Source organism: Streptomyces sp. CA-210063 (genome assembly GCF_024612015.1).
GTDB lineage: Bacteria > Actinomycetota > Actinomycetes > Streptomycetales > Streptomycetaceae > Streptomyces.
The window spans coordinates 3,621,426-3,644,940 of sequence record NZ_CP102512.1 but is presented as its reverse complement, the minus strand read 5'-3'; the positions used below and the strand labels follow the sequence as shown (position 1 = coordinate 3,644,940).

18 protein-coding genes and 1 pseudogene are annotated in these 23,515 nt (G+C 68.6%); 14 read left to right on the top strand and 5 right to left on the bottom strand.

Going from position 1 to position 23,515, the window contains the following annotated elements:
* Position 1 precedes the first annotated feature (1 nt).
* Positions 2-853, bottom strand: a complete 852-nt coding sequence (locus tag JIX56_RS15580; protein WP_257541140.1) for a helix-turn-helix domain-containing protein — start codon at positions 851-853, stop codon at positions 2-4.
* A 132-nt stretch (positions 854-985) separates the two neighbouring features.
* Between JIX56_RS15580 and JIX56_RS15575 the strand changes: the two genes are divergently transcribed.
* A complete protein-coding gene (locus JIX56_RS15575) occupies positions 986-1,447 on the top strand; it encodes an ATP-binding protein (RefSeq protein ID WP_257541138.1) in 462 nt (153 codons plus the stop codon).
* 2,058 nt (positions 1,448-3,505) lie between these two features.
* Here the strand turns inward: JIX56_RS15575 and JIX56_RS15570 are convergent.
* The 4 genes and pseudogenes from JIX56_RS15570 to JIX56_RS15555 all read right to left on the bottom strand — a co-directional run.
* Positions 3,506-6,703 (bottom strand): annotated as a pseudogene (locus tag JIX56_RS15570) (RHS repeat-associated core domain-containing protein); the annotation flags it as partial.
* 109 nt (positions 6,704-6,812) lie between these two features.
* Positions 6,813-7,841, bottom strand: a complete 1,029-nt coding sequence (locus tag JIX56_RS15565) for a CU044_5270 family protein (protein WP_257541136.1) — start codon at positions 7,839-7,841, stop codon at positions 6,813-6,815.
* Positions 7,838-8,524 (bottom strand): RNA polymerase sigma factor, encoded by a 687-nt coding sequence (locus tag JIX56_RS15560; protein ID WP_257541134.1) that lies wholly within the window; start codon positions 8,522-8,524, stop codon positions 7,838-7,840. Before JIX56_RS15560 ends, JIX56_RS15565 begins: the two co-directional genes overlap by 4 nt.
* A 218-nt stretch (positions 8,525-8,742) precedes the next feature.
* Positions 8,743-10,410: a chitinase gene (locus JIX56_RS15555; protein WP_257541132.1), complete on the bottom strand. Its 1,668-nt coding sequence runs from the start codon at positions 10,408-10,410 to the stop codon at positions 8,743-8,745.
* 430 nt (positions 10,411-10,840) lie between these two features.
* Here JIX56_RS15555 and JIX56_RS15550 point away from each other — a divergent pair, with 430 nt between their 5' ends.
* From JIX56_RS15550 to JIX56_RS15490, 13 genes are all read left to right on the top strand, one after another.
* Positions 10,841-11,701, top strand: a complete 861-nt coding sequence (locus JIX56_RS15550; protein ID WP_257541130.1) for a hypothetical protein — start codon at positions 10,841-10,843, stop codon at positions 11,699-11,701.
* 124 nt (positions 11,702-11,825) lie between these two features.
* Positions 11,826-12,542, top strand: a complete 717-nt coding sequence (gene cpaB, locus JIX56_RS15545; RefSeq protein ID WP_257541128.1) for a Flp pilus assembly protein CpaB — start codon at positions 11,826-11,828, stop codon at positions 12,540-12,542.
* A 223-nt stretch (positions 12,543-12,765) separates the two neighbouring features.
* Positions 12,766-14,382: an AAA family ATPase gene (locus JIX56_RS15540; protein WP_257541126.1), complete on the top strand. Its 1,617-nt coding sequence runs from the start codon at positions 12,766-12,768 to the stop codon at positions 14,380-14,382.
* Positions 14,379-15,329, top strand: coding sequence for a TadE family protein (locus JIX56_RS15535; RefSeq protein WP_257541124.1), 951 nt, complete (start codon positions 14,379-14,381; stop codon positions 15,327-15,329). The genes JIX56_RS15540 and JIX56_RS15535 overlap by 4 nt, the downstream gene beginning before the upstream one ends.
* Positions 15,330-15,384: 55 nt before the next feature.
* Positions 15,385-16,725: a CpaF family protein gene (locus JIX56_RS15530; RefSeq protein WP_257541122.1), complete on the top strand. Its 1,341-nt coding sequence runs from the start codon at positions 15,385-15,387 to the stop codon at positions 16,723-16,725.
* 40 nt (positions 16,726-16,765) lie between these two features.
* Complete coding sequence (locus JIX56_RS15525; protein ID WP_257550889.1) at positions 16,766-17,713, top strand: type II secretion system F family protein; 948 nt, start codon at positions 16,766-16,768, stop codon at positions 17,711-17,713.
* A gap of 211 nt (positions 17,714-17,924) precedes the next feature.
* Complete coding sequence (locus JIX56_RS15520) at positions 17,925-18,815, top strand: DUF5936 domain-containing protein (protein WP_443032039.1); 891 nt, start codon at positions 17,925-17,927, stop codon at positions 18,813-18,815.
* A 149-nt stretch (positions 18,816-18,964) separates the two neighbouring features.
* Positions 18,965-20,359, top strand: coding sequence for a sensor histidine kinase (locus JIX56_RS15515; RefSeq protein ID WP_257541120.1), 1,395 nt, complete (start codon positions 18,965-18,967; stop codon positions 20,357-20,359).
* Entirely contained in the window at positions 20,352-21,122 is a 771-nt protein-coding gene (locus JIX56_RS15510; RefSeq protein ID WP_257541118.1) for a response regulator transcription factor, read from the top strand. The genes JIX56_RS15515 and JIX56_RS15510 overlap by 8 nt, the downstream gene beginning before the upstream one ends.
* Positions 21,123-21,227: 105 nt before the next feature.
* Complete coding sequence (locus tag JIX56_RS15505; protein WP_257550885.1) at positions 21,228-21,437, top strand: hypothetical protein; 210 nt, start codon at positions 21,228-21,230, stop codon at positions 21,435-21,437.
* Entirely contained in the window at positions 21,434-22,048 is a 615-nt protein-coding gene (locus tag JIX56_RS15500; protein ID WP_257541116.1) for a pilus assembly protein TadG-related protein, read from the top strand. The genes JIX56_RS15505 and JIX56_RS15500 overlap by 4 nt, the downstream gene beginning before the upstream one ends.
* A 15-nt stretch (positions 22,049-22,063) precedes the next feature.
* Positions 22,064-22,663 (top strand): hypothetical protein, encoded by a 600-nt coding sequence (locus tag JIX56_RS15495; RefSeq protein ID WP_257541115.1) that lies wholly within the window; start codon positions 22,064-22,066, stop codon positions 22,661-22,663.
* A gap of 7 nt (positions 22,664-22,670) precedes the next feature.
* The gene (locus JIX56_RS15490; RefSeq protein WP_257541113.1) at positions 22,671-23,342 is read left to right on the top strand and encodes an OmpA family protein; all 672 of its coding nucleotides are present in this window, start codon (positions 22,671-22,673) and stop codon (positions 23,340-23,342) included.
* Positions 23,343-23,515 lie beyond the last annotated feature (173 nt).

The window sequence follows — 23,515 nt, the reverse complement described above, 5'->3', positions numbered from 1 at the left end:
CTCAGAGTTGGCTGGCGATGTCCTGGATGAAGGCGCGCGACTCCTCGGGAGACAGTGCGCGCTCCTCCATCCAGTCCAGTTGGGCGCGGTACTTGGACAACTGGGCCTCCTGGTAAAGAAATTCCGGCCCGTGGGTGCTGTCGACCTGCACGGTGTCGAGCTGCGGGACGGGGCCTTCCATGTAGATCACGGTCTGCCCCGCCCCGGGGAACGAGCCTGCGTCGAAAGGGAAGACCCGTAGGGACACGTTGGCCCACTCCGACACGGTGAGCAGATGCTCAAGCTGGCCGCGTGCGACCTTGCGTCCGCCGAACTGCATGCGCAGCGCCGCCTCGTGGAGTATTCCGACGTACTCCGTGGGGTGGTCGTTCCGCAGCACCCGCTGCCGCTCCAGGCGGTGCGCGAGCCGCAGGGCGATCTCATGGTCGGGCAGCGGCGGCAGCGCGGCCTTGAAGACGGCCTGGGCGTGGTCGCTGGACTGGAGGAGCCCAGGCATGTGGATCAGGTGAACGCTGCGCATCCGCACGGCGTGGTGTTCCAACTCGGCGATGTCGAGGAGTCCGGCAGGAAGACTGCCCCGGTACCTCTCCCACCAGCCCCGCGCGGTGGGCTGGGCCATCGCGACCAGGGCGCTGACGTACGCCTCGTCGTCGCAGTCGCAGTTGCAGGCCAGCGTACGTAGCCGCTCGGCGCTGATGGCGCGTGTGCCGGACTCGATGTTGGAGATCTTGCCCCGGTCCACGCCGAGCAGTCCGGCGGCGTACTCCCCGGTCATGCCGGCGGCGGTGCGCATCCTCCGTACCTCCGCGCCGAGCCTCTTCTGTCGCTCCGTCGGAGATGTCCTCCCGGCCATGCCGTTCCTTCCTCGAAGACAGCCTGGGTGGTGCTTGTGTTTCCTCAAGCATGGGGCAACATAACCCTGCATGCCCTACAGTCGGTAATGAACAAGCTACACACGGCAGTTGCTGCCCCGAAGGGAACCCCCATGCCCGAAGCGACCTCGGCCTGCCCTGTCCCGCCCGCACGCTCCTCCTCGACGGCTCCCCGCCCCTGGGAATGCCGCCTGGACCTGCCCAACGACCCCCGAACCCCGCACATCGCCCGCCACACGATCCGCGCGGCCCTCCTCGGCCACGCCTGCTCCCAGGACCTCACCGACACAGCGGAACTACTGACCTCGGAACTGCTCTCCAACTCCGTGAAGCACTCCGACGGCCTCATCGTCATCACCCTCCGCACCCGCCACGACCACATCCACGTCGCCGTCATGGACAACCACCCCGAACTCCCCAACCCCCTCCCCTCCACCACCGACCAGGAATTCGGCCGAGGCCTGTTCCTGGTCGACGCATTGGCGGACGTCTGGGGCCGCTACCCCGTCACCGGCGACTTTCGAAGGCGTGGCTGGAAGGTGGTGTGGTTCGAGCTGTCGACCGCCCGCGAGTGACTGTGTTCGCCCCCAGGTCGTGGTCGGCGGGGGCGACGCGGTAATGACTTCCAGCCTGTCCCCTTCTGAGCTCGGGGTCTGCTGCGGGCGCTGGAAAATGACTAGTGAGTCAATCGGCATTGGGCTGGTGAGATGGGTTTCGGATCTCCTGGGCAGCAGTCTGGAGTTCCGAGTCCGTCATGTCGCCGGCTCCCGGAGGGCTGGGTCGACCGCATAGGCCTCCAAGGCAGGCGGAGAGGGCTGCATGCTGTTCGTTTTCCGGATGCTTGCACCCTATGTCTTCATCGTCACGCTTGAGTTGTGGTGGAGGAAATGATGACCCCCCTTTCCAGTGCGGCGATTCCGTGTCCGGACAGTCGGACCTTGGCGCTGTGGGGCGGACTGACGAAATCCACTAGCTGTTCGTATCGGTTAATCCAGTCAAGGGTCATGGATGATGAGGAATGGGTAGCATCTGATGTTGTTCCGATGGTGAATGTCTGACCTGTTCGTACGACACCTCCTACGCATCGGACAATGCATACGGCGGTCGTAGCTTCGCGCTCTTCTACGGAGTAGATCTGCAGCTTTCCTGTTTGCATGTCATCCATTCCTGTAGGCCTCCGCAATGAAGAGCTTGGGGCTCCAAAGCCGGGTTGCCGGAGCCACCTGCGAACTCCAGAACACTCCATGTCACCCGACGTGGAATCAACTCTTTTCGAACTCACAAGTGGCCGTCATGCCCTTGGCCGGGTTGATCATCCCTTCGGGATGGGGATCTGCTGCAGGCGTTGGAGGATGAGGTCGAGATCCGACAGTGCCCTGAAGCAGAATTCCTGATCCTGCGTATTTACAGAGTGAACGACGTTCGCGAATGCTGGGTTGTCGAGCCCTTGTGCTTCGCGCAGAATCCGTGTTGGCACTAGGACCCAATTTTTTCTTGTCCTGTCGAGTGTCCAATCGACTTGGGTTGGCAGTGCTCTTACTGCATCTTCCATGAGGCGCGCGACGTCTTCTTGGGCAGACCTGTAGCGCCACCCCAAGTACGGCACCTGCGGGTATCCGTATACAGGGTGCTTCTCTGTAGGTAGTGAAAACCAGGCGAGTTCTCCAAACCTGCTGAGTACTTGCATTGCGCGCGTACTGCGGGTCGACATATAGGAATCCATTCGAACATCACCAGAGAGGGCCTGAGTACCCGCCGTCTTGGACGAGTAGCTTCTTTCCAGGGTTCAGCAGTCGGAACTGCTCTCCAACTCCGTGAAGCACTCCGACGGCCTCATCACCGTCACCTCTCCGCACCCGCCCCGACCACGTCCACGTCGCCGTCCTGGACAACCACCCCGAACTCCCCAACCCCTCCCCTCCACCCCTGACCGGGAATTCGGCCGAGGCCTCTTCCTTGTCGACGCGCTGGCGGACGTCTGGGGCCGCTACCCGGTCACCGGCGACTTTCGAAAGCGTGGCTGGAAGGTGGTGTGGTTCGAACTGTCGACTGCCCGCGAGTGATGACGCGTAACCCCGGACTGCGATGGGCGAGTTACCTATTTGTCTGCCGTTGTGCTCTGTCGCGCCTCGGATGGGAGAGGCTGGAGCGTTATGTGGAGGGCCTTCGCCGTCGAGGCTTTCCCCAGGAGGCCGTGAGGAAATAAATCCACCAGACCGGGTTGATGAAGTTGAGCCAATTCTTCCTGTTTTTGAGATGGCGCTCCCAATAATCGTCCTGATCCTCTACGGAGCCAATTTTATTGGGCGGCGCATAGTCGAGAATTGGGACGAGGTCTCGAACTGTCGATGGGCGCCACATGTGAAGAACGTAGACCATCCAAGCGCCGTGTGAAGCGGAAAGTCCTGATGGTCTGACGTTAACTCGCGCCCCATTGCAGCAGAGCTCGATTCCTCTTGGTGAAAGTTCTGAGCGCATGGATCGCAATGCCTGGAAGATATTATCTCCGCTGGCCACTGACTCAATGCCGTTGGGGGATTCCAGACGAAGGCGCCAGGGTCCGTCTCCTTCGACCAGAACCTTCCACCGGGCTTCCTGCGCGTCAACTTGGACAAGGATTGGAATTTCTTCGTTCATCCTGTGTATCCCGGGTTTTCGATGACCTCGTCTGTGGGCATTGCGTATCGCCATCGCCGTGCGCGCACAATGTCGCTTGGGTCGATGTTCCTGAATATTATCTCTCGTTCTGACGGGAAGCCTGTGCCATTGATCCAGGATCGAATGGCCCCACCAAGTGCCCGATTCACATCCACGCCGTATCCTGCGCCACGGATCTCGTACACCCAGGTGCCGCGCCCTCGGGCCGACTGCGGGAAATTACCTGCCTCTGATTCCTTCGTGCTTGTGCCAACCCAGTTGGAGGGCGTGTCCTCGAGGGCATATTTACCGATGTCTTCGTTGGCTCCCTTCGGTGAGAAGCCATTCTGAAATACTTCTTCGGGGATCCTTGAATCTCCTCTATATACTACTTTAGGCTCAACTACCGCTTTGCTTGGGACGCCGAAGTCATCCGCGACTCGCTGGCGACAAGGGGTGAGTCCGTCGGGGTCTATCGCTTCCAATGGGTTGTGGACGTAGGCTGCGGGGTTTGGCGCTGGGGCGAGGCCGAGCGGGTCGCTGGTGAGGTAGCGGGCCGTTTCGGGGTCGTAGTGGCGGAAGTAGTTGTAGTGCAGGCCCGTTTCCGGGTCGTAGTACTGGCCGGGAAAGCGGAGAGGTGTGTAGGTGGCACTGTTGGAGGCCCAAGCCGTCGTGCCCCACAGCGTGCTCCGCGCCCGCCAGGCGATCCAGCCTTGCTCGTCGACGAGTTCGCTGGGTGTGCCTACCAAGTCCGTGACTATGGCGAAGAAACGGGAGTCGATTTCCTGCTGCGGAGCATCAGTAGCGGTGATGCGTTCTGTCTGGGTGATGGGACGTAGACCCTGGTGGTCCCAGGTGAGAGTGACTGGGTTGGGCAGGCTCGAAGACGTGGTGGTTTGCTCGCAGAGGGTTGCGCCGTCCCAGGCGAACTCCACCTGCTCGACGACGGTTTCGCTGTCCTTGGCGAGGCGCAGTTTGGCTGTGCGGCGGCCCAGCGGGTCATACGTGTACCGCCAGCGTGTGCCGTCCGGTGTCGTCACCGATGTCAGGCGGTCGTCGGCGTTCCACTCGTAGCGCCAGGTGTCTGGTTTGCGGGACAGGCGGGTCTTCTGGCGGAGGGTGATACGGCCCAAGGCGTCGTGTTCGTAGCGGACGCCTCCCGCACGGGTGATGCGGGTGCCTGTGTAGGTGCGGGGGCCGGTGGCCTCCTGGCCGGGGTGGTCAGACGGCCACGATGCCGAAGTCTGGTTCCCCGCCTCGTCGTAGGCGTACGACTCCGTCCAGTTCCCCGCGTGCACCGCTGTCACTCGGCCCGCCCGGTCCACATCGAAGCGGCGTGAACCGGAGAGTTGGTCGTCGATGCCGATGAGGTTGCCGTCGGCGCGGTAGGTGTAGGTGCGGTGCTGGACCGAGTGGTCGTCCGCACCCCGTACCGACTGGGTCGCCAGGCGGCCGAGGGCGTCGAAGGTGTGTTCCAGGGTCACCGACTCGCCGATGCGCCGGGTGAGTTCACGGCCGGTCGAGTCGTAGGTGAAGTCGATGGTGCGGCCCGAGGCCACCATTCCCGTGCGGCGGCCGGACGTGTCGTAGGACCACGTCGTCGTGGCGCCTGTCGGCGTCGTCCGGGAGGTCTGTCGGCCGAACTCGTCGTATCTGTACTTCAGCTCACGGCCGTTGACAGTCTCCGAGCGCACGCGGCCAAAGCGGTCGCGCAGGATCGACAACGTCGCTTCTGCCCCGGCCGCGTGGGCGAGCTGGTCCGTCATGTCGTACGCGTACGTCGTGACTTCGCCCGCCGCGTCCTTGCGGGTCACCTGTCCCAACTCGTTGCGCTCGAATGACACGACGTGGCCGAGCGCGTTCGTGCGGGAGGTCAGTCGGCCCGCACCGTCGTGGGTGTAGGTGAGGGTGCGGTCGTCGAAGTCCGTCTCGGTGACCAGGTTGCCCGCTGCGTCGTACTCGTAGCCCCACGTCAAGCCCTGCGGGTTGGTCACCCGCGTCAGGCGCAGCTCCTTGTCGTGGTCGAACGCGTAGCGCACGCCGTCCGGGCCCGTGCGGGCTGTGAGGAGGTCGAAGTGGGTGTACTCGAAGTGGGAGATGCCGCCCATCGGGTCGGTGTGGGTGACGCAGTTGCCCTCGCCGTCGTACGTCCACGACTCCGTGGTGCCGTCGGCGGCCGTGCGGCGGGCGAGGTGGCCCTCGGTCGTCCACTCCAGCCGGGTCACCGCACCGGTTGGGTCCGTGAGGGTGACGGGTCTGCCGAAGGGGTCACGTTCGTAGCGGGTGACCGCGCCGAGGGGGTCCGTGATCTCCACAGGGAGACCGGCCAGGTCGCAGCGGATGGTCGTCGTGTGGCCGAGGGGGTCCGTTACGGCGGTCAGGTGGCCCGAATCGGTGTACGTGAAGTGGGTGGTGTGGCCGGTCGGTCCGGTCACCGATGTGCGGTTGCCCCGCTCGTCGTACCTCTGGCGGACGACCGTGCCGTCCGGGTTCACCACCCGTACCGGCAGACCGAGTTCGTTGTACTCGGCCCTCGCCTCGCGGCCGTCCGGGCGGGTGACGACGGTCGGGTTGCCGGCCTCGTCGTAGCGGAACGTGGTCGTGTGGCCGAGGGGGTCCGTGCGGGAGAGGAGGCGGTTGTAGCGATCTCGTTCGTAGCGGGTGACCGCGCCGAGCGGGTCGATGTCGGCGACCACCTGCCAGTCGTCGTTGACCAGGAAGCGGCGGGTGTGCCCTTCGCCGGTCGTCGTCCTGGTGACGCGTAGGCCGGTGTCCGGGTCCGTGCCGTCGTACGCCACACGCAGGGACATGTGGCCCGCCGAGCCGCCTTCAGCGATGCAGCGGTCCTGGTCGTCGTACGCGTACGTGTAGCCGCGGCCGTTCGTGTCCGTCCACGAGGTGACGCGGCCCGCCTCGTCGTAGGTGAAGCGGAGCGGCAGGCCGGAGGAGTTCACGATCTCGGTCAGGTTGCCGTCCGTGTAGGCGTAGCGCTTCAGCTCCTGGGCGGTGGCGGCCAGGTGGAGCGCTGTGACGCGGCCTGCTTCCGCGGTGATGCGTACGTCGTAGCCGGCGCTGGAGACGATGCCGAGCGGGGTGCCCTCGGTGTCGTATTCGAAGGTGAGCCAATTGCCGTTGCGGTCGTCGATCTGTTCGATGACGGCCAGGTCGTCGCGTCGGTCGGTGAAGTGCCAGACGTGCGATCATCGCATCGGCGTGCTGCGGGCTGCAACGCCGTTGCCTTTGCCGCCGCGTAGCACGCCTTGCTGATCACCTCGCAGAAGCAGAAGCAGAGGCAGAAGCAGATTACGAGGACGAGGACGAGGACGAGCCCGGCCGCTCCCGGTACTCGTCCACGACCGCCCGCTCCAGCACCGCCGTCTCGCCCAGTACCGTCCCCTTCTTCCCGCTCACGCCGTCCGTCGTCAGATAGGTGCGTTCGCCGAGGTAGGTCAGGGCCTCCCGGTCGAAGATCCACTCGGTGGCCCATCCCGACCGCCCGTCGACGCGGCGGATGCCGACGCCGTGCCGCCCGGCCGGGTCGACCGCGTCCTCGATACGGGTCACCCCCGGGATTTTCGCGGCGGCCCCATAAAGCGCGGCGGCGGTCTTCGGTGGCATGACCGACGCGTTGAGCAGTTCGCCGATCTTGTCGAAGACGGCCTGTGACCGCTCCTGGTCCTCGAACGGCTTGATGAGGCGGTGGAGTTCGGCGAGCAGCTCGTCGGGGTCGGTGGGCAGGGCGGCCAGCCACTTGTATGTGGGACGGTCGATGCCGGCCGGGACACCCGGCGACCCCGGCGGCAACAGCTCCCGCAGCGGGAAGTAGTCACCGTTCTCGTAGTGCAGGGCCAACTGCTCCACCGGGCCCGGCTCCTGCGACACCCACGCCTCCAACGTGTGCAGCTTCCCCGGCACGTACACACTGTTCTGGTCCTTGGCCTCCGCCCCGGCCGTCAGGAGCTTCACGTAGACCAACTGGTCGTCGCGCACCGGCTCGACCTCCGTCTCCGCGGCGACGTCGGCGATCCGGTCGAGCAGGACGACGGCACTCTCGCCGTCGGACTGCCGCAGGCCGTAGCCGGAGTCCGTGGCCGTGACGAGGCCGACGGTGATCGCCCCGGCCAGCGTCAGCGCCGCGGCGGGCAGCCACAGTGCCGGGCGCGGCAGCCTGGGGCGCGTCCGCCGGGCGGCCGCGGGGGTGGAAACGGCGGGGGTGGTGGCTCGGTCGTCGTCGATGAGCTGCATCAAACGGTCCTTGTGGTGGGCGAGGGGACCAGGCGGAACGTCCCTTTCGGGCGGGGGCGGCAGCAGTCGGGCCAGCTCCTCGTTCATCGGGAACCCTCCTGAATCTCCTTGAACGGAAGGGCCGCGAACGCGGCCTCACCCTCTACCTCTCCGCGGCGACGTCCCGGTTCCCTATGATTTGTGCGCGTTTCCGCTCCACCATGGGTGCGTCTCTCCGCCCGCTCCTCGCTCAGCCGCTCGTCCGTGAGCCGGCTGAGCCTCGCCCTCGCCCGCGACAGCCGCGACCGTACGGTCCCCACCGGGACGCCCAGCGCCTCGGCCGCCTGCGCGTAGTCGAGGCCGGACCACACGCACAGCGCCAGCACCTCCCGCTCCCCGCGCCGCAGCCGGCCGTACACCTGTCGTACGGCGGCGAGCCGGCGCGCGTCGTCGAGGCGCCCGGCGGTCTCGTCGGCGAAGTCGGCCACCGGGTCCGGGGCGGGGCGGCGGGCCAGGAAGGCCAGGCGGCGGCCGAGGCCGCGGTTGGCGTTGCGGGCCTTGTTGGTCGCCATGCCCAGCAGCCACGGCTTCAAAGTGCCGCCGTCCGGCTCCAGTTGCTCCCGTGTGCGCCAGGCGTCGAGGAAGGTGTCGGCCATCACCTCCTCGGCCGTCGACCAGTCGCCGGTGAGCCGATAGGCATGGTTGTAGACGGCGCGCGCGTACGCGTCGTAGACCTCCGCGAAGGCCTCCCGGTCCCCGGCCCGTATCCGCGCCCGCACAGGGTCACTCATCTCGCATGCACCTCTTACACCTCACACCCATGTCTCTCCGCGAGGTGGGGGCGGTTCCGGTGACCTGCGCCACAGCCGGGCGGCGGGGAGGTGGTGCCGACGGGGGAGGAGGTGCCGACCCGCCGCCCCTGAGCCGGCCATCAGCGTGCAATTCGTAGGTGCTTCGTAGGCCCTTCGGAGGTCCTTCGTAGGCCCTTACGTAGGGCCCTTCGTAAGGCCTACGGCAACCCGTGCACGTGCGGCCCCACCGCGTTCGACCAGGCGTTCCCCGCCGTGGCGTCCCAGTTGGTCGACCAGGTCATCGCGCCCCGCAGGCCGGGATAGGTCCGCGGCGGCTTGAAGGAGCCGCAGTTCGTGCCGCGGGTCAGGCAGTCGAGGGCGTTGTTCACGACGGTCGGCGACACGTACCCGCTGCCCGCGCCCCGCGTCGAGGCCGGCAGGCCCAGCCCCACCTGGGACGGGGCGAGTCCGCCCTCCAGCTGGATGCAGGCGAGGGCGGTGAGGAAGTCCACGGAGCCCTGGCTGTAGACCTTGCCGTCGCAGCCCAGCATGGAACCGCTGTTGTAGTACTGCATGTTGACGACGGTCAGGATGTCCTTCACGTTCAGGGCCGTCTGGAAGTACCCGTTGGACGTGGACTGCATGTCGATGGTCTGCGGGGCCATCGTGAGGACGAGCGAGGGGCCCGCCTGCGACGACAGGGACCGCAGCGCCTGTGTCATGTACGTGGCGTTGAGGCCGTTCTCCAGGTCGATGTCGACGCCGTCGAAGCCGTAGGTCCGCATCAGGGAGTACACCGAGTTCGCGAAGTTCGTCGCGGACACGGCATCGTTCACCGCCACCGTGCCGCGCTCACCGCCCACCGACACGATGACCTTCTTGCCGGCCGCCTGCTTGGCCCGGACGTCCGCCTTGAACTGGTCGACGGTGTAGCCGCCGAGGCCCGCCGAGTCGAGGGTGAAGGTCACCGCGCCCGGGGTGGAGGTGGCGTCCGCGAAGGCGACCGCGATGATGTCGTACTGCGCCTGGACGTCGGAGAGCTTCTGGACCGCCGCCCCGTTGTTGAAGTTCTGCCAATAGCCGGTCACGGCGTGCTTGGGGATGCCCGTGCCGCCGCCCGGAGTCGTCGTGGTCGTCCCCGTCACCGCGGCCGACTTCGCCGACTCACCCGCGGCGTTGGCCGCCGTGATCTGGAAGGTGTACGAGGTGGAGGCGGCGAGCCCCGTCACCGTCGCCGAAGTGCCGGTGACCGACTGGACCTTCGTGCCGCCCCGGTAGACGTGGTAGCCCGTGGCGCCCGACACCGGGTTCCAGGCCAGCGACACCGACGAGGACGTCGAGCCCGACACCGTCACCCCGGCCGGGGCGGAGGGGATCGTGGACGGCTGGTCGCCGCCACCGCCGCCGTCGGGGCCGAAGACGGACACGTCGTCCGCGTAGTACGCGGCCTGCCCGTACCAGCCGTGCGTGTACACCGTCACCGAGGTCGTCGAGGTGCCCGTGGTGAAGGTCGTCGACAGCTGCTTCCAGGCCGTCGAGTCCGGGGTCCACGTCGACACGTCCGTCGTGCCGGTACCGGTCGCACCCAGGTACGCGTACCCGCCCCGCACCCAGGCGCTCAGCGTGTACGTCGAGTTCGGCTTCACGGCCACGGCCTGGGTGCAGCGGGCGTTGTCCTGCCCGGCGGGGGTCGCCCGCAGTGCGCCCGCGCCGGCGTGCACGGGCGAGGCGACAGCCGTACCGCTGCCCGCCGAGCAGGTCCAGTTCGCGAGCCCCGACTCGAAGCCGGCGTTCTTGGCGTTGTTGATGTCCGCGGCGGACGCCGGGCCGGCGCCCGCGAGCGTGAGGGCGAGTGCGGTGGCGACGGCCCCCGACCAGAGCCGCATCCGACTCCGCATCCGCATCGGTATCCGTATTCGTCGGCTGAGTCCGGGCATGCCTCGTTCGCGGTGCACTGGGGCCTCCGGTGGGGGAGTGGAGTGGGGCATGAGGACGGTGGCCACCGCTGGACGTACAAGGTGGTCCAGACCAATCGAGTTTGTCAATACTCCCCGCACGGGACCTGTTCACCCGTCCGGGTATCCCAACGCCCGCTCCCACCTGCCGAGTTGAGGCATATGCGTCTCACTCTGCGTGGATACGGCCGCACCTTCCGTGAGTTGATCAAGGAGATTCGGTGTTGATCGGGGCATGCCGTGGATATGGTGCTGATGCAAGACGATGCAGGAGGGGCGTCGAGGGCGACGTCGATCCTCACAGGGGCCATCTGGGGCGGTGGTCGACCACCCCGCCGCAGTGAACGGGGTGGTGTGCAGCGTGCCGACCGCGATAGCCGTCACCAGTTCCGACCTGGTGCTCCCACCGCATGACCGGCAGACCCCGCCCGCAGTCGTACAGCCGCAGGAGACGCTCGAAGGCTCCCTGCTCGGCATGCACGCGCTCATCGAGCAGCACGGCTACGTCATCGCCCTCCACTCGGCCTCCGACGAGTCCGCCGTCACCCGGCGGCTGCACACCGTCCGCTCCGTGCTGGAGAGCGACCGTATCGCCCTGCTCGGCGTCGATCTGCCGCCGCTCGGACTCGCCCTGCTCGCCCAGCAGTTGCGCCAGCTGTCCATGTGCGACTTCAGCCCCGGAGTGCTCGCCTCCTCCGTACGCCTCCTCGCGCACTACATCTACGCCGGCGCCCTCCTCGGCTCCGTCGCCAAGCTCGACCGGGTGCCCGTCACGCTGAAGTCGCACGCCAAGTCGTGGGTGCCGGGCGCGCAGTTCGCCGTACTGGCCAACCCCCGGCCGCAGCTCGTCCGCCTCAACACCGCCGAGCCGGAGCCCCTCGCGGGTCCCGAGTTCGGCACGCGGCTGCTGGTCGCGCAGGGGCCGCAGCCGCCGTCCGACTGGGTCACCGCGACGCTCGCCCCGGCCTGGCAGGTGCAGGGGTCCCTGCCGGTGCCGCTGCCGGAGGGGTCCGCGCGTTGGTGGGGGACCGGGAAACTCGTCGAGTTCGCCGCCGGCCTGTCCGACGTCTCCGTGCTCTACCAGCTCGTGTCGTCCGTACGCCGCGAGACGTGCCACTGGTGCGGCCTCGAACTGATCGGCGACCGCTGCGGGTTCTGCGCGGCCCCGTTACGGGAACCGGAACCACCACCCGTCCGCGCGCTGCCACGGGGGATCACATGACAGCCGTACGACAACTCCACAGCCCTCCCGAGGCCGCACGACCGTAAGGCCTCGAGGGCAGCCACCACCGGCCCGACCGCCCGACCCCGTCCGTTCCCCCGCCCCGATCGAGGTTGTCCGGATCATGAACTCACGCCAGCGCCGCGGCGTCGTCCTGCTGGTCCTCTCGGCCCTGTGTGCCCTGGCCGCCTTCGCCGGGGTGCTCTCGGTGATCCGTGACGTGAACTCGAAGGTCGGGCCCGAGGTGACGGCGTACCGGCTGAAGAGCGACATCGCGCCCTACAAGGAGCTGTCGGCGGGCCAGTTCGAGAAGATCACGATGCCGGAGCGGTGGCTGTCCACCACGGCGGTCACCGATCTGGCGCAGATCCGCGGGAAGATCGCCGTCACCCAGCTGGAGAAGGGCTCGCTGCTCCAGTCCGACATGATTGTCGACCGGCCCGAACTCGACCCCGGGCAGCAGGAGATCGCGATCATGATCGACGCGTCCACCGGCGTGGCGGGGAAGATCAACCCGGGGTCGCGGGTCAACATCTACGCCACGTTCGAGGAGAAGGACAGCGACTCGGGCAAGGACACGTCCAAGCTGATGGTCGCCGACGCCCGTGTCATCGACGTCGGCAAGCTGACCGCCCTCGAAGCCGGACAGTCCAGCAGCGACCGCCGGCGCACGGCGACGGAGGCCGTTCCGATCACCTTCGCGCTCGACACCGCCGACGCCCAGCGCGTCGCGTTCGCCGAGTCGTTCGCCGAGCACGTCCGTCTCGCCCTCGTCGGGGGCGGGGAGGCCACGGTCGTCGTACCGGACGACCGTTCGTACACCCTCGACGAGGACAAGTAGGAGGCCGCGCGATGAGGTCGGTCCGGAACGTCCCAACGAGGATTCCCCGAACGGGGGTGCGTCGAATGCCGCTGCGGGTGGGCGTGCCCCGGGTGGGCATGCTGAGGGGGGTACGGCGAACGCGGGTGCCGTGGGCGGCGAGTGGGCCTCGGGTGCCGAGCGAACCCTGCTGGTGTGAGGCGGCCGAGCCCCACACGTCCGCGAACGGAACGGGGATCCGCCGATGACCATCCGCATCCTCCCCGCCGTCGGGGACGTCGACTCGGCCCGCGCCCTCACCACCCTGCTCGGCCAGCTGTCGGACGCCGAACCGGCGCCGCACGTCTCCGACTCCACCGCCCTGCTCGACACCCTCGCGCGCCTGGCCGCCGAGTCACTGGACGAGCTGCCGGAGGTGGTGCTGATCCATGAACGGATCGGCCCCGTCCCCGCGCTGGACCTGGTCCGCGACCTCGTCCTGCGCTTCCCGGCGGTCGGCGTCGTCCTCATCACCTCCGACCCGAGCACCGGCGTCCTCACCGCCGCCATGGACTCCGGCGCCCGCGGCATCGTCAACCTCCCCCTCTCCTACGACGCCCTCGCCGAACGCGTCCAGGCCGCCGCCGCCTGGTCGGCCGGCATGCGACGCCACCTCGGCAGCAGTACGCCGGAGCTGTACACGGGCCCCGGCGGCACCGTCGTCACGGTCAGCGGAGCCAAGGGCGGTGTCGGCGCGACCGTCACCGCCGTCCAACTCGCCCTGGCGGCCCGCGCGTCCGGCCGTACGGTGGCGCTGCTCGACCTCGACCTGCAGTCCGGGGACGTGGCCTCCTACCTGGACGTGCAGTTCCGCCGCTCGGTCGCCGACCTGGCCGGCATCGCGGACATCAACCCCCGCGTCCTCCAGGAGGCGGTCTTCGCCCACGACACCGGCATCGCCCTCCTCCTCGCCCCCGCCGAGGGCGAACGCGGTGAGGAGGTGACGGACCGCGTGGCCCGCCAGGTCCTGGCCGCCCTGCGCTCCCGCCACGACGTGGTGGTGGTCGACTGCGGCTCCCAGATGAACGCGGCCACGGCGGCAGCCGTCGAGATGGCCGACCAGGCCCTCCTCCTGGTCACCCCGGACGTGGTCGCGGTCCGCGCCGCCAAACGCATGGTCCGCCTCTGGGACCGCCTCCAGATCCGCAAGGCCGAGGAGACGCTGACGGTCGTCAACCGCCACTCACGCGGTACGGAGATCCAGCCGTCCCTGGTCGAGAAGGTCACCGGCACGAAGGTGGCCCGCGCCGCCGTCCCCGCCGCCTTCAAGGAACTCCAGTCCGTCGTCGACGCGGGCCGCCTCCAGGACCTCGACGCCCGCTCGGTGGTCAAGCAGGCGCTGTGGGCGCTGGCGGGGGAACTGGAACTGGTCGCGGCGCCGGAGCACGGCGGGGGCGGCCGCCGCCGTAGGTCCTCGGCGGACCGGGGCGCCCTCGTCCTCCGCCGCAAGGGCGGCGACCGGGGCTCGGTGACCCTCGAATTCGCCGGCATGTTCCCCCTGATCCTGGTCACCATGGCGATCCTCTGGCAGGCCGCCCTCTACGGCTACACCTACTCCCTCGCCGGCAACGCCGCCGACGAGGCCGCCCGCGCCGCCACCGCCGCCTACGCGGTGGACGGCGACGTCGCGGGCGCCTGCCAGGCCGCCGGCGCCCAGAACCTCCCGGGCGCCTGGAACGACACCTCCATCGACTGCGCCCCGAACGGCTCGATCATGCAGGCCGAGGTCGAGGCCAACGTCCCCCTCTTCTTCCCCGGCTTCGACGCCGGCTGGACCGTCAACGGCGAGGCGGGCGCGGCCCTGGAGGGTGACCCACAATGACCCCGACCAGCCTTTCCCGCCCACCCCACACCGAGGCAGCCCTCAACACCCCCGTACTCGCGCGCCCCCCGTGGCCGCTCCCGGACGGAGCCAGGCCACCCACCCCGGCACTCACGAGACCCGTACGGCGGCTCGGCCGCGTACGCACGAAGGACGAGAACACCGACGACGCGCCCCTCGTACGGCGGCTCGGCCGTGTACGCACGGAGGGCGAGAACACCGACGACGCGCCCCTCGTACGGCGGCTTGGCCGTGTACGCACGAAGGACGAGAACACCGACGACGCGCCCCCCGTACGGCGGCCCGGCCGCGTACACACGGAGGGCGAGAACACCGACGACGCGCACGCCGACGGCGGGGCAGCCGCGTACGAGCGGTGGCGCGCACACCAGCGGCGCGGCACTCGCGTACGGCGAGAAGGGGGCGTGTCGGGGGGTGTCCGCCCGCAGCGGCTGGCGCGTCAACAGGTTCCACTTCTCCGGCCGACCGATTCCGCGCCAGACCGAGGACGGATACCCCCCGGCGCGCCCCCGACCCACCCCCGAACCGAAGGCGCCCCACCCACCACGGCGGGAAAGCCACCCCGCCACCGCTGGAACGACCGAGGCGCCTCGATCCTGGAGTTCGCCGGCTTCCTTCCCATCCTCCTCCTCATAGCCATGGCGGCGATTCAGCTGGGCCTCGTCGGCTACGGCATCAGCCAGGCCGGCTCGGCGGCGAGGGCGGCAGCGAGGGCCGAGTCGCTGGAACCCGGGGCCGGCGCAGCGGCCGGCGTAGCCGCAGCAAGCGCCTGGCTGAACCCCGACCCCGCAGTGGGCCCCGGCACCGACACCACCACAGCCACGGTCACCGTCACCGTCCCCTCGGTGATCCCCCTCTTCGACCCGGTCACCGTGGAACGCAGCGCCACCATGCCCAACGACAACGACAACGACAACGACAACTGATCAACCCCCCCAACACCCCACCCCCACCCCCACCCCGAGAGGAGTTGACGAGAAGATGAGCCTGCGATCCCGTATCGCCACCCCCGACGAAGGGGGCACCGGACGCGAGGACGGACACCTCGTGGCCGTCTACCGCGCCAAGCTCCTCGAAGAGATCGACCTGGCCGAGATGTCGGCCCTGACGGCAGCCGACCGCAGGGCCCGCCTGGAACGCGTACTGGGCCACATCATCAGCCGAGAGGGCCCGGTCCTCTCCTCCGCCGAACGCTCCCAACTCATCCGCAGGGTCGTCGACGAGGCCCTGGGCCTGGGCGTCCTCGAACCCCTCCTCGCCGACGCGTCGGTCACGGAGATCATGGTCAACGGCCCGGACTCGATCTTCGTGGAGCGAGGCGGCCGCGTAGAACAGCTCCCGCTCCGCTTCGCCTCCACCGACCAGCTCATGCAGACCATCGAACGCATCGTCTCCACGGTCAACCGCCGCGTGGACGAGTCGAACCCCATGGTCGACGCCCGCCTCCCCACCGGCGAGCGAGTCAACGTCATCATCCCTCCGCTCGCCCTCACCGGCCCGACCCTCACGATCCGCCGCTTCCCCCGCGCGTACACCCTCCCGGAGCTCATCGGCCTCGGCTCCCTCGACGAGCAGATGCTGATGCTCCTCGCCGCGTTCGTACGGGCCCGCTTCAACGTGATCGTCAGCGGCGGTACCGGCACCGGAAAGACGACCCTCCTCAACGCCCTCTCCGGCCTGATCCCGCCCCGCGAGCGCATCATCACGATCGAGGACTCCGCCGAACTCCAGCTCCAGCAGGAGCACGTGATCCGCCTGGAGTCCCGCCCCGCGAACATCGAGGGCAAGGGCCAGATCACCATCCGCGACCTGGTCCGCAACTCCCTCCGTATGCGCCCCGACCGCATCATCGTCGGTGAGGTCCGAGGCGGCGAGACCCTCGACATGCTCCAGGCCATGTCGACGGGCCACGACGGCTCCCTCGCCACGGTCCACGCCAACTCCGCCGAGGACGCCCTGATGCGCCTCCAGACCCTCGGCTCGATGTCCGAGGTCCTCATCCCCTTCGAGGCCCTCAAGGACCAGATCAACTCGGCGGTGGACGTGGTCGCCCAGCTCACCCGCTTCGCCGACGGCTCCCGCAAGATCACCGAGATCGCCCTGCTCGTCTCGCACGGCCGCGAACAGTTCCGTATCGCCACGGTCTCCCGCTTCGTCCCCGACCCCCTCGGCGCCGACCGCGTCGCCCACGGCCGCTTCGAACACCTGCCGATACCCCGCTCCGTCGCGGAGAAGCTGTACGTGGCCAACGAGCCGCTGCCCCCCGCGTACGGCGTGGCCGAGGCCATCGACGTACTCAACACCCGCCAGGCCATCGGATAGCCCCGAGGAGGTAGGACCCGACATGGCAACCATGACGACCATGGACAACTCCACCCTGCTGGCCCTCGGCGCCACCGTCCTCGGCGGCACCCTCGCCGTCGCGGGCGCGCACTCGTACGCCTCCGGCCGCGCCCAGCGCCAGGCCCTGGTCGACCGCCTCGCGGGCAGCCCGGGCGGCCCCCTGCGCACAGCGGCGGGACGCGTACGACGCTTCACGGCCGTCGACCGCCGCCTGCGCCGCACCCGCCTCGGCCGCGCGATCCACCTGCGCCTGACGACGACGGGACTCGACCTGACGGCGGGCGAGTTCGCCACGTACGTCGCCATGGTCGTCGTCGCCCTGTGGCTGATCGCCGCCGGCACCCTCGCCCCGTTCTTCGGCCCGATCGCCGGCGCCGTGGGCATCTGGAGCGCGGCCATCTTCCTCAACTGGCAGCGCCAGAAACGCATCGAGGCCTTCATCAACCAACTCCCCGACGTGGCCCGCCTCCTCGCCAACGCCACCGCCGCCGGCCTCGCCCTCCGCACGGCCCTGGCGATGGCGGCGGAGGAGCTGGAGGCCCCGGCTGGCGAGGAACTGGCCCGGGTCGCCGACCAGTTGGCGCTCGGCCGCTCGGTCGACGACGCCCTCGGCGAACTCGCCGAACGCCTCCCCTCCCGCGAACTGATCGTCCTCGTCACCACCCTCGTCCTGTCCAACAAGGCGGGCGGCACGGTGGTGAGTTCCCTCCGCAACCTCACCCAGACCCTGGAGGACAGGAAGGAGACCCGCCGAGAGGTCCGCACGATGCTCTCCGAGGTCAACGCGACGGCCTTCACCGTCCCCCTCCTGGGCCTCGGCTCCCTCCTCCTGATCAACTCCTCGAACGACGGCGCCCTGGCCCGAGTGACCGGCTCCCCCCTGGGCCAGGCTTTGGTCCTGATCTCCATCGGCCTCTACACGGTCGGCTTCTTCGTCATCCGCCGCCTCGGCAAGATCGAAGTGTGAGGCGGGACATGAACCGGAATCTGCGGCGGGACCTGAACCGGCATCCGAGTCGGGACCTGAACCGGCATCCGAGTCGGGACCTGAACCGGCATCCGAGGCGGAAGCGCACGGACCCGAGGCGACGATGGCGATGGCGATGACGATGGCGATGACGACGGCGATGACGACGGCGAAGACGACGGCGATGACGACGGCGATGACGATGACGACGATGTTGCCCTTCCTCCTCGCCCTCCTGACGGCCATCGCCGTCGCGGGCGTCTTCCTGGGCATCCGCATGATCCGGGCCGACGCGAAACTCCCCAGCGACCTGGTCCTCGCCCTGGAGGTGGGCGCCACCCGCGTCTCGAAGACCGGCTCGGCCGTCGACCGCCTGGGCATGCGCTTCGCCCCCCTGGTCCTCCGCCTCATGGGCCCCCGCCGGGTCGAGGCCAAACGCCGCCGCATCGACATGGCGGGCAACCCCGGCGGCCTCACCCTCAACCGTTACGCCGCCCGCCGAGCCGTCTACGGCTTCTTCGGCGCCTTCATGGGCCTGGTCTTCCTCACCAGCGACCGGCCCCTCTTCGCCGCCTTCACCTTCGCCTTCGGCCTCCTCGCCGCCGACGCCGCGATCTGGCAGGCCATCCGCGACCGCAAGGACGTCATCGACCGCACCCTGCCGGACTTCCTGGACGTGCTGGCGGTCGTGGTCTCGGCCGGCCTGGGCTTCCGCCAGGCCCTGGACCGCGTGGCGGAGAAGTACGAGGGCCCGTGGGCCGACGAACTGAGCATCACCCTCCGCCAGATGGACATGGGCGTGAGCCGCCGCCAGGCCTTCGACGAACTCCGCAAACGCAACTCCTCCGAACAGGTCGCCCAGTTCGTCTCGGCCCTCCAACAGGGCGAGGAACTGGGTTCCCCCATCGCCGAAACCCTGATCCAACTGGCCGCCGACATGCGCCGCACAGACGCCCAGAACGCCCGCCGCCGAGCCGCCCGCACCATCCCCAAGGCCACCCTCGTCACCCTCGTCTTCATGCTCCCGGCGACGATGATCCTCATCGCCACAGGCATGTTCCTCGGCTCAGGCACCAACTTCGGCGAGATCCTGGGCCGCTGATGAGCCCCCGCCTGCGTTCCCGCCTCCTTCCCCAGGTGTCCCAGCTGCGGGCAGTCATGTCGGCGAGGGCCTTGGCGGCCTCCGCCCCAGCCTGCGGGCAATCGTGCCGCTGGGGCGATGGGGGTCCCCCCGCTCGAGCGAAGTCGAGAGTGGGGGAGGGTGGGCGCAGGCGGCACCCGGCAAGCGCCGGTGAGCGCCTCCAACCCCCGCCCGGCCCCAGCGAAGGGGAACGCCTCCGACCCCCGCCCAGCCCCACCACCGGCTACCTCCAGGACGACGCGCAGCCCCCCGCCACCCTCCGCCTCCAGCTCAACGCCCTCCAGGCCCTCGCCCGCCAAACCTTCGCCGTCCGCCTCACCACCCTCACCATCGGCACCCCCTTCGCCATGGCCAACACCACGGACGGCCCCCCGACCCACGCCGTACTCATCGCCGCGGTCCTCGGCATCACCATCTCCTACGGCATGCTCAGGGACTGGCACCGCTTCGCCCCCCGCCTCCTCGCCCACCCCACCCTCATGGCCCTGGACCTCCTCTTCGGCGCGGTCCTCCTCCTCACCGCCTCCCCGGCCTCCCCCCTCGCCTACGCCACGGTCTGCACGCCCCTCCTCTCCGGCCTCCTCTACGGCTGGCGCGGCGCCGGCGTCCTCACCGGCCTGCAACTGGCCGTCCTCCTCACGATCCACCGCGCCTGGGAACACCGCCCCGGCGCGGGTGCCAACACCCTCCTCATCGCCGGCTTCTGCGTCGCGGCCGGCATCATCGGCGTAACCCTCCGCAATCTGATGTTCCGCTTCGGTACGGCCACCCAGGCGCTCTCCGAAGCCACGTCCCGCCTGGCCGTCGCCGAGGCCGTGGAGTCGGAACGCGCCCGTCTCGCCCGCGAACTGCACGACTCGGTGGCCAAGACGCTCCACGGCCTCGCCCTGGCCGCAGACGCCCTGGCAACCTCGGCGGACCGCCCCGACCCCGACCCCACCCTGGTGAAACAACAGGCGGCCCTCGTCGCATCGGCGGCCCGCCGAGCCGCCACCGAATCCCGCGACCTCCTCACGGACCTACGCCGCCACACCGACCTGACGACGACACCCCCACCCACGGACCTGAAAACCGAACTGACCACGCGGACGAGGGACTTCGCGACCCGCACCACCCTCCCCACCCACCTGACCCACACGGGCGAGACACCCCCACCGCTCCCGCCCGAAACGACCCACCACCTCCTGGCGATCACGGCGGAGGCCCTGGAGAACATCCACCGCCACGCGCGGGCGACGACAGCGGAGGTGTCCGTGGAGGTCACCCGGAACACCCTCCACCTCACGATCAAGGACAACGGCGTAGGCCTCCCACCCACCCTCACCCTCGAAGCGGCGCAGAAATCCGGCCACTTCGGCATCCTGGGCATGGCGGAACGCGCCGCCCGGATGGACGCGGCCCTGCACCTGGAATCGGACACCACCGGCACACGGGTGACCCTGACCCTCCCCCTCTCCGCCCCCACCACCCCCGAAGCCCCCCAACAGGAGGCCGCTCATGCCTGACCAGCACCAGGCACTCCCCGGCCCACCCCTGCGCGTACTCGTCGCGGACGACAACCCGGTGGTCCGCGCCGGCCTCACCGCCCTCCTCTCCGCGCACCCCGACATAGAGGTGGTGGCCCAGGCCACGAACGGCGACGAGGCGGTACGCGAAGCGAGCCGACACCACCCGGACGTCGCTCTCCTCGACGTCCGCATGCCCGGCACGGACGGCCTCACCGCGCTCCCCGAACTGTCCGCTCTCTGCCCTGTGATGATGCTGACGTACAGCACGGAACCCGAGGTCGTGGCCGAGGCGCTGCGCCGGGGCGCGGTCGGCTACCTGGTCCACGGCGAGTTCACGGCCCCCGAACTGATCACGGCGGTACGCGACATGAGGGAAGGCCGCCCGACGATCTCTGCGACTGTCTCAAGTTCGCTCGGCGTTTCCTACAAACCTTCACACGAAAGTCACGACCACCCTTCGCAGCTGCAACCAGTTGTGGCACAGTCGTCAAAGGCTCGACCGGCCTATGCGGCGCCGCTCCACCGCCGCATCCTCGACCGTTCCAACCGACCGTCCTACGGCCTGAGTTCAAGGGAGGTGGAGGTGATGGACCTCATCGCATCCGGCATGAACAACCGCCAGATCGCCGCCACCTGCTTCATCAGCGAGAAGACCGTCAAGAACCACATCAACAGCATCTTCGCGAAACTGCACACCTCAACCCGCAGCGAAGCCATAGCCCACTGGCTCGGCACGACCCACGGGGGGTGGCCCCGATGACCCCGCTCACGGGGGGAAGTTGGGCCCCTGGACCCACCCGCAGTACGTGGATTCTCACGTACGGTGATCCAGTCGGTGTCGGTATCACGCGGGAGGGCAAGCGCCATGAAGGTGAAGAGTCGGTTCGGGGCGTGGAAGAGGACCGTCGTCTCCCGGATGCGGGGGAAGGAGCGGGATCAGGGAGCGGGGTTCATCGAGTATGCCGGCATCATGATCATCGTTGCGGGAATCTTCGTGATGATCGACAGCCTGGGGCTCGACGGCCTGATCTCGCAGGCGATTCTGACCGCTGTGAACAACGTCATCGGCGGTTGATCCACCAACGGTTGAGGGGCGACCGGGGATCGACCCTCCCCATCTACATCTGGCTGACGACGATTCTGCTTTTCGCAGCGTTGGCCTTCTTCGCTTTCGCCCAGGCAGCGTCCGCCCGCAATGGTGCGCAATCCGCGGCGGACGCTGCGGCGTTGGCGGCGGCGCAGGAGGCGCGGGAAGAGCTGTTGTTGGATCTCGGGGACGCCATCGAGGCAGGCGACGACTGGCTGGACTGGCTGGACTTGCCCGATGGAGCGCTCCCCGCTGATGGGGCCACCGCCGCGGCTCAGGAGCTGGCTGCCCAGAACAACTCGGCTCTGCTGGGCGGTGCCGAGCCGACCGAGGTGAACGGTAATCCAGGATTCCGGGTCGGCATCGAGACGGAATACACCGTCGGCGACTCGGTCATTCCCGGCACCGAGGATCTGACGGCCACGGCGCAGGCGGTCGCCGTCATCCAACCGCGCTGCGATTTTGACGTGACCGCGGATCCCACGAAGCCTGTGGCACTGGTCTGCGACGGCCAACCCGTGGACATCGACCCCGGAAATTTCAATCCGAACGACCTTCCCGACGCGTCCGTGATGTTCTCTGTGCGTCTGGCCGAGTGAGAGGAAGCTGTGTCCATGAAACTCCGGTACACCACAAGGGGCCGAGCGGCTCTGACCACGGTGACGATCGCCACCGGGCTGGTCCTCACGGTGGCCGGCTGCGGCGGGGGAGGGGACGACGACAAGTCCTCCGACACTGGATCGTCATCGACACCGTCCGCCAAGGACGACGGAGGCGGCGACAAGCAGGAGTCCCAGGCGCCCTCCGCCGCCTCGGCTCTGGCGGAGGTGAAGGGCGAGAACGGTCTCACACTCGTGGTCACGTCCGCCCAGAGGGACGCGGGCGGGTTCGTCACGGTCGAGGGGACGGTCACGAACAACACGGGTGCCGCTTGGGTCGCGGCGAACTGGCGTGGTGACGAGAAGGAACTGGTCAAGAACGGTGCGTCCATCGCTGGCGCCAACCTCGTCGATCAAGTGGGTAAGAAGAGGTACCTCGTCCTGCGTGACACCTCGGGCCGATGCCTCTGCACACAGTTCACCGGCGGTGTCAACGAGGGCGACACCGCGCAGTGGTTCGCCCAATTCCCCGCCCCACCCGAAGGCACCACCTCCGTAGACTTCCAAGTCGGCTCCATGCCCCCCGCCACGATCGAACTCTCCGACGGCGAGTGACGCGACGATGACCGCCCCCACCCCACGAGCCGCCACGACGGCCACCGCGGCGCTGACCGTGACCGTCGCCGTCCTCGCCGCCCTCACCCTCGCGACGCCCGCACACGCCGCGGACGACCCCAGCGAACCCCCCGGCACGGTCACCACGTCCCCACCCCCGGAGGTCGACGCGAACAGCCCGGGCCTGAAGCTCGCCCAGGGATCCACGCTCGCCCCCGCCAAGGTCCTGGACATCAAGTCGGTCGTGGAGGACCTCGGCGGCGAGGAGCGCCGGGAGGACACGAACGAGAACGTGACGTTCGCGCTCCAGGCGGAGGTCCTCTTCCCGAAGGACAGCGCGAAACTCAACCCCCAGGCCCAGTCCCGGATCCAGGCCATCGCGGAGGAGATCAAGAAGCAGAGCGCGGGCACGGTCCGCGTCTTCGGCTTCACGGACAACCTCGGCTCGTACGCCCACGGCCTGACCCTCTCCAAGAAGCGCGCCGAGGCCGTCCACGACCTCCTCGCCGCCGACCTGGGCGGCAACGTCACCTTCGAGGTACGCGGCTACAGCGAGGACTACCCCATCGCCGACAACTCCTCGGAGGAGGGCCGCAAGAAGAACCGCCGAGTGGAGGTCTCGTTCCCGAGGACCGGTGGGACGTCGAGCGACGGCGGAACGGAGAGCGAGCAGAGCTGACGCGTTGTCAACCTGCCGACGGACGACTGCCCCTGCCCGTCACACTCCCACAACGCGAACTCTGTCCCCGCAGAGCTTGTTCAAGTCGTCCGCATCAGAGGTGACGATGATGCGGGGCCCGGAATAGCCCAGAGCCGTGGCGGCCACGACGGAGTCGATCGCGTACTTGTGCC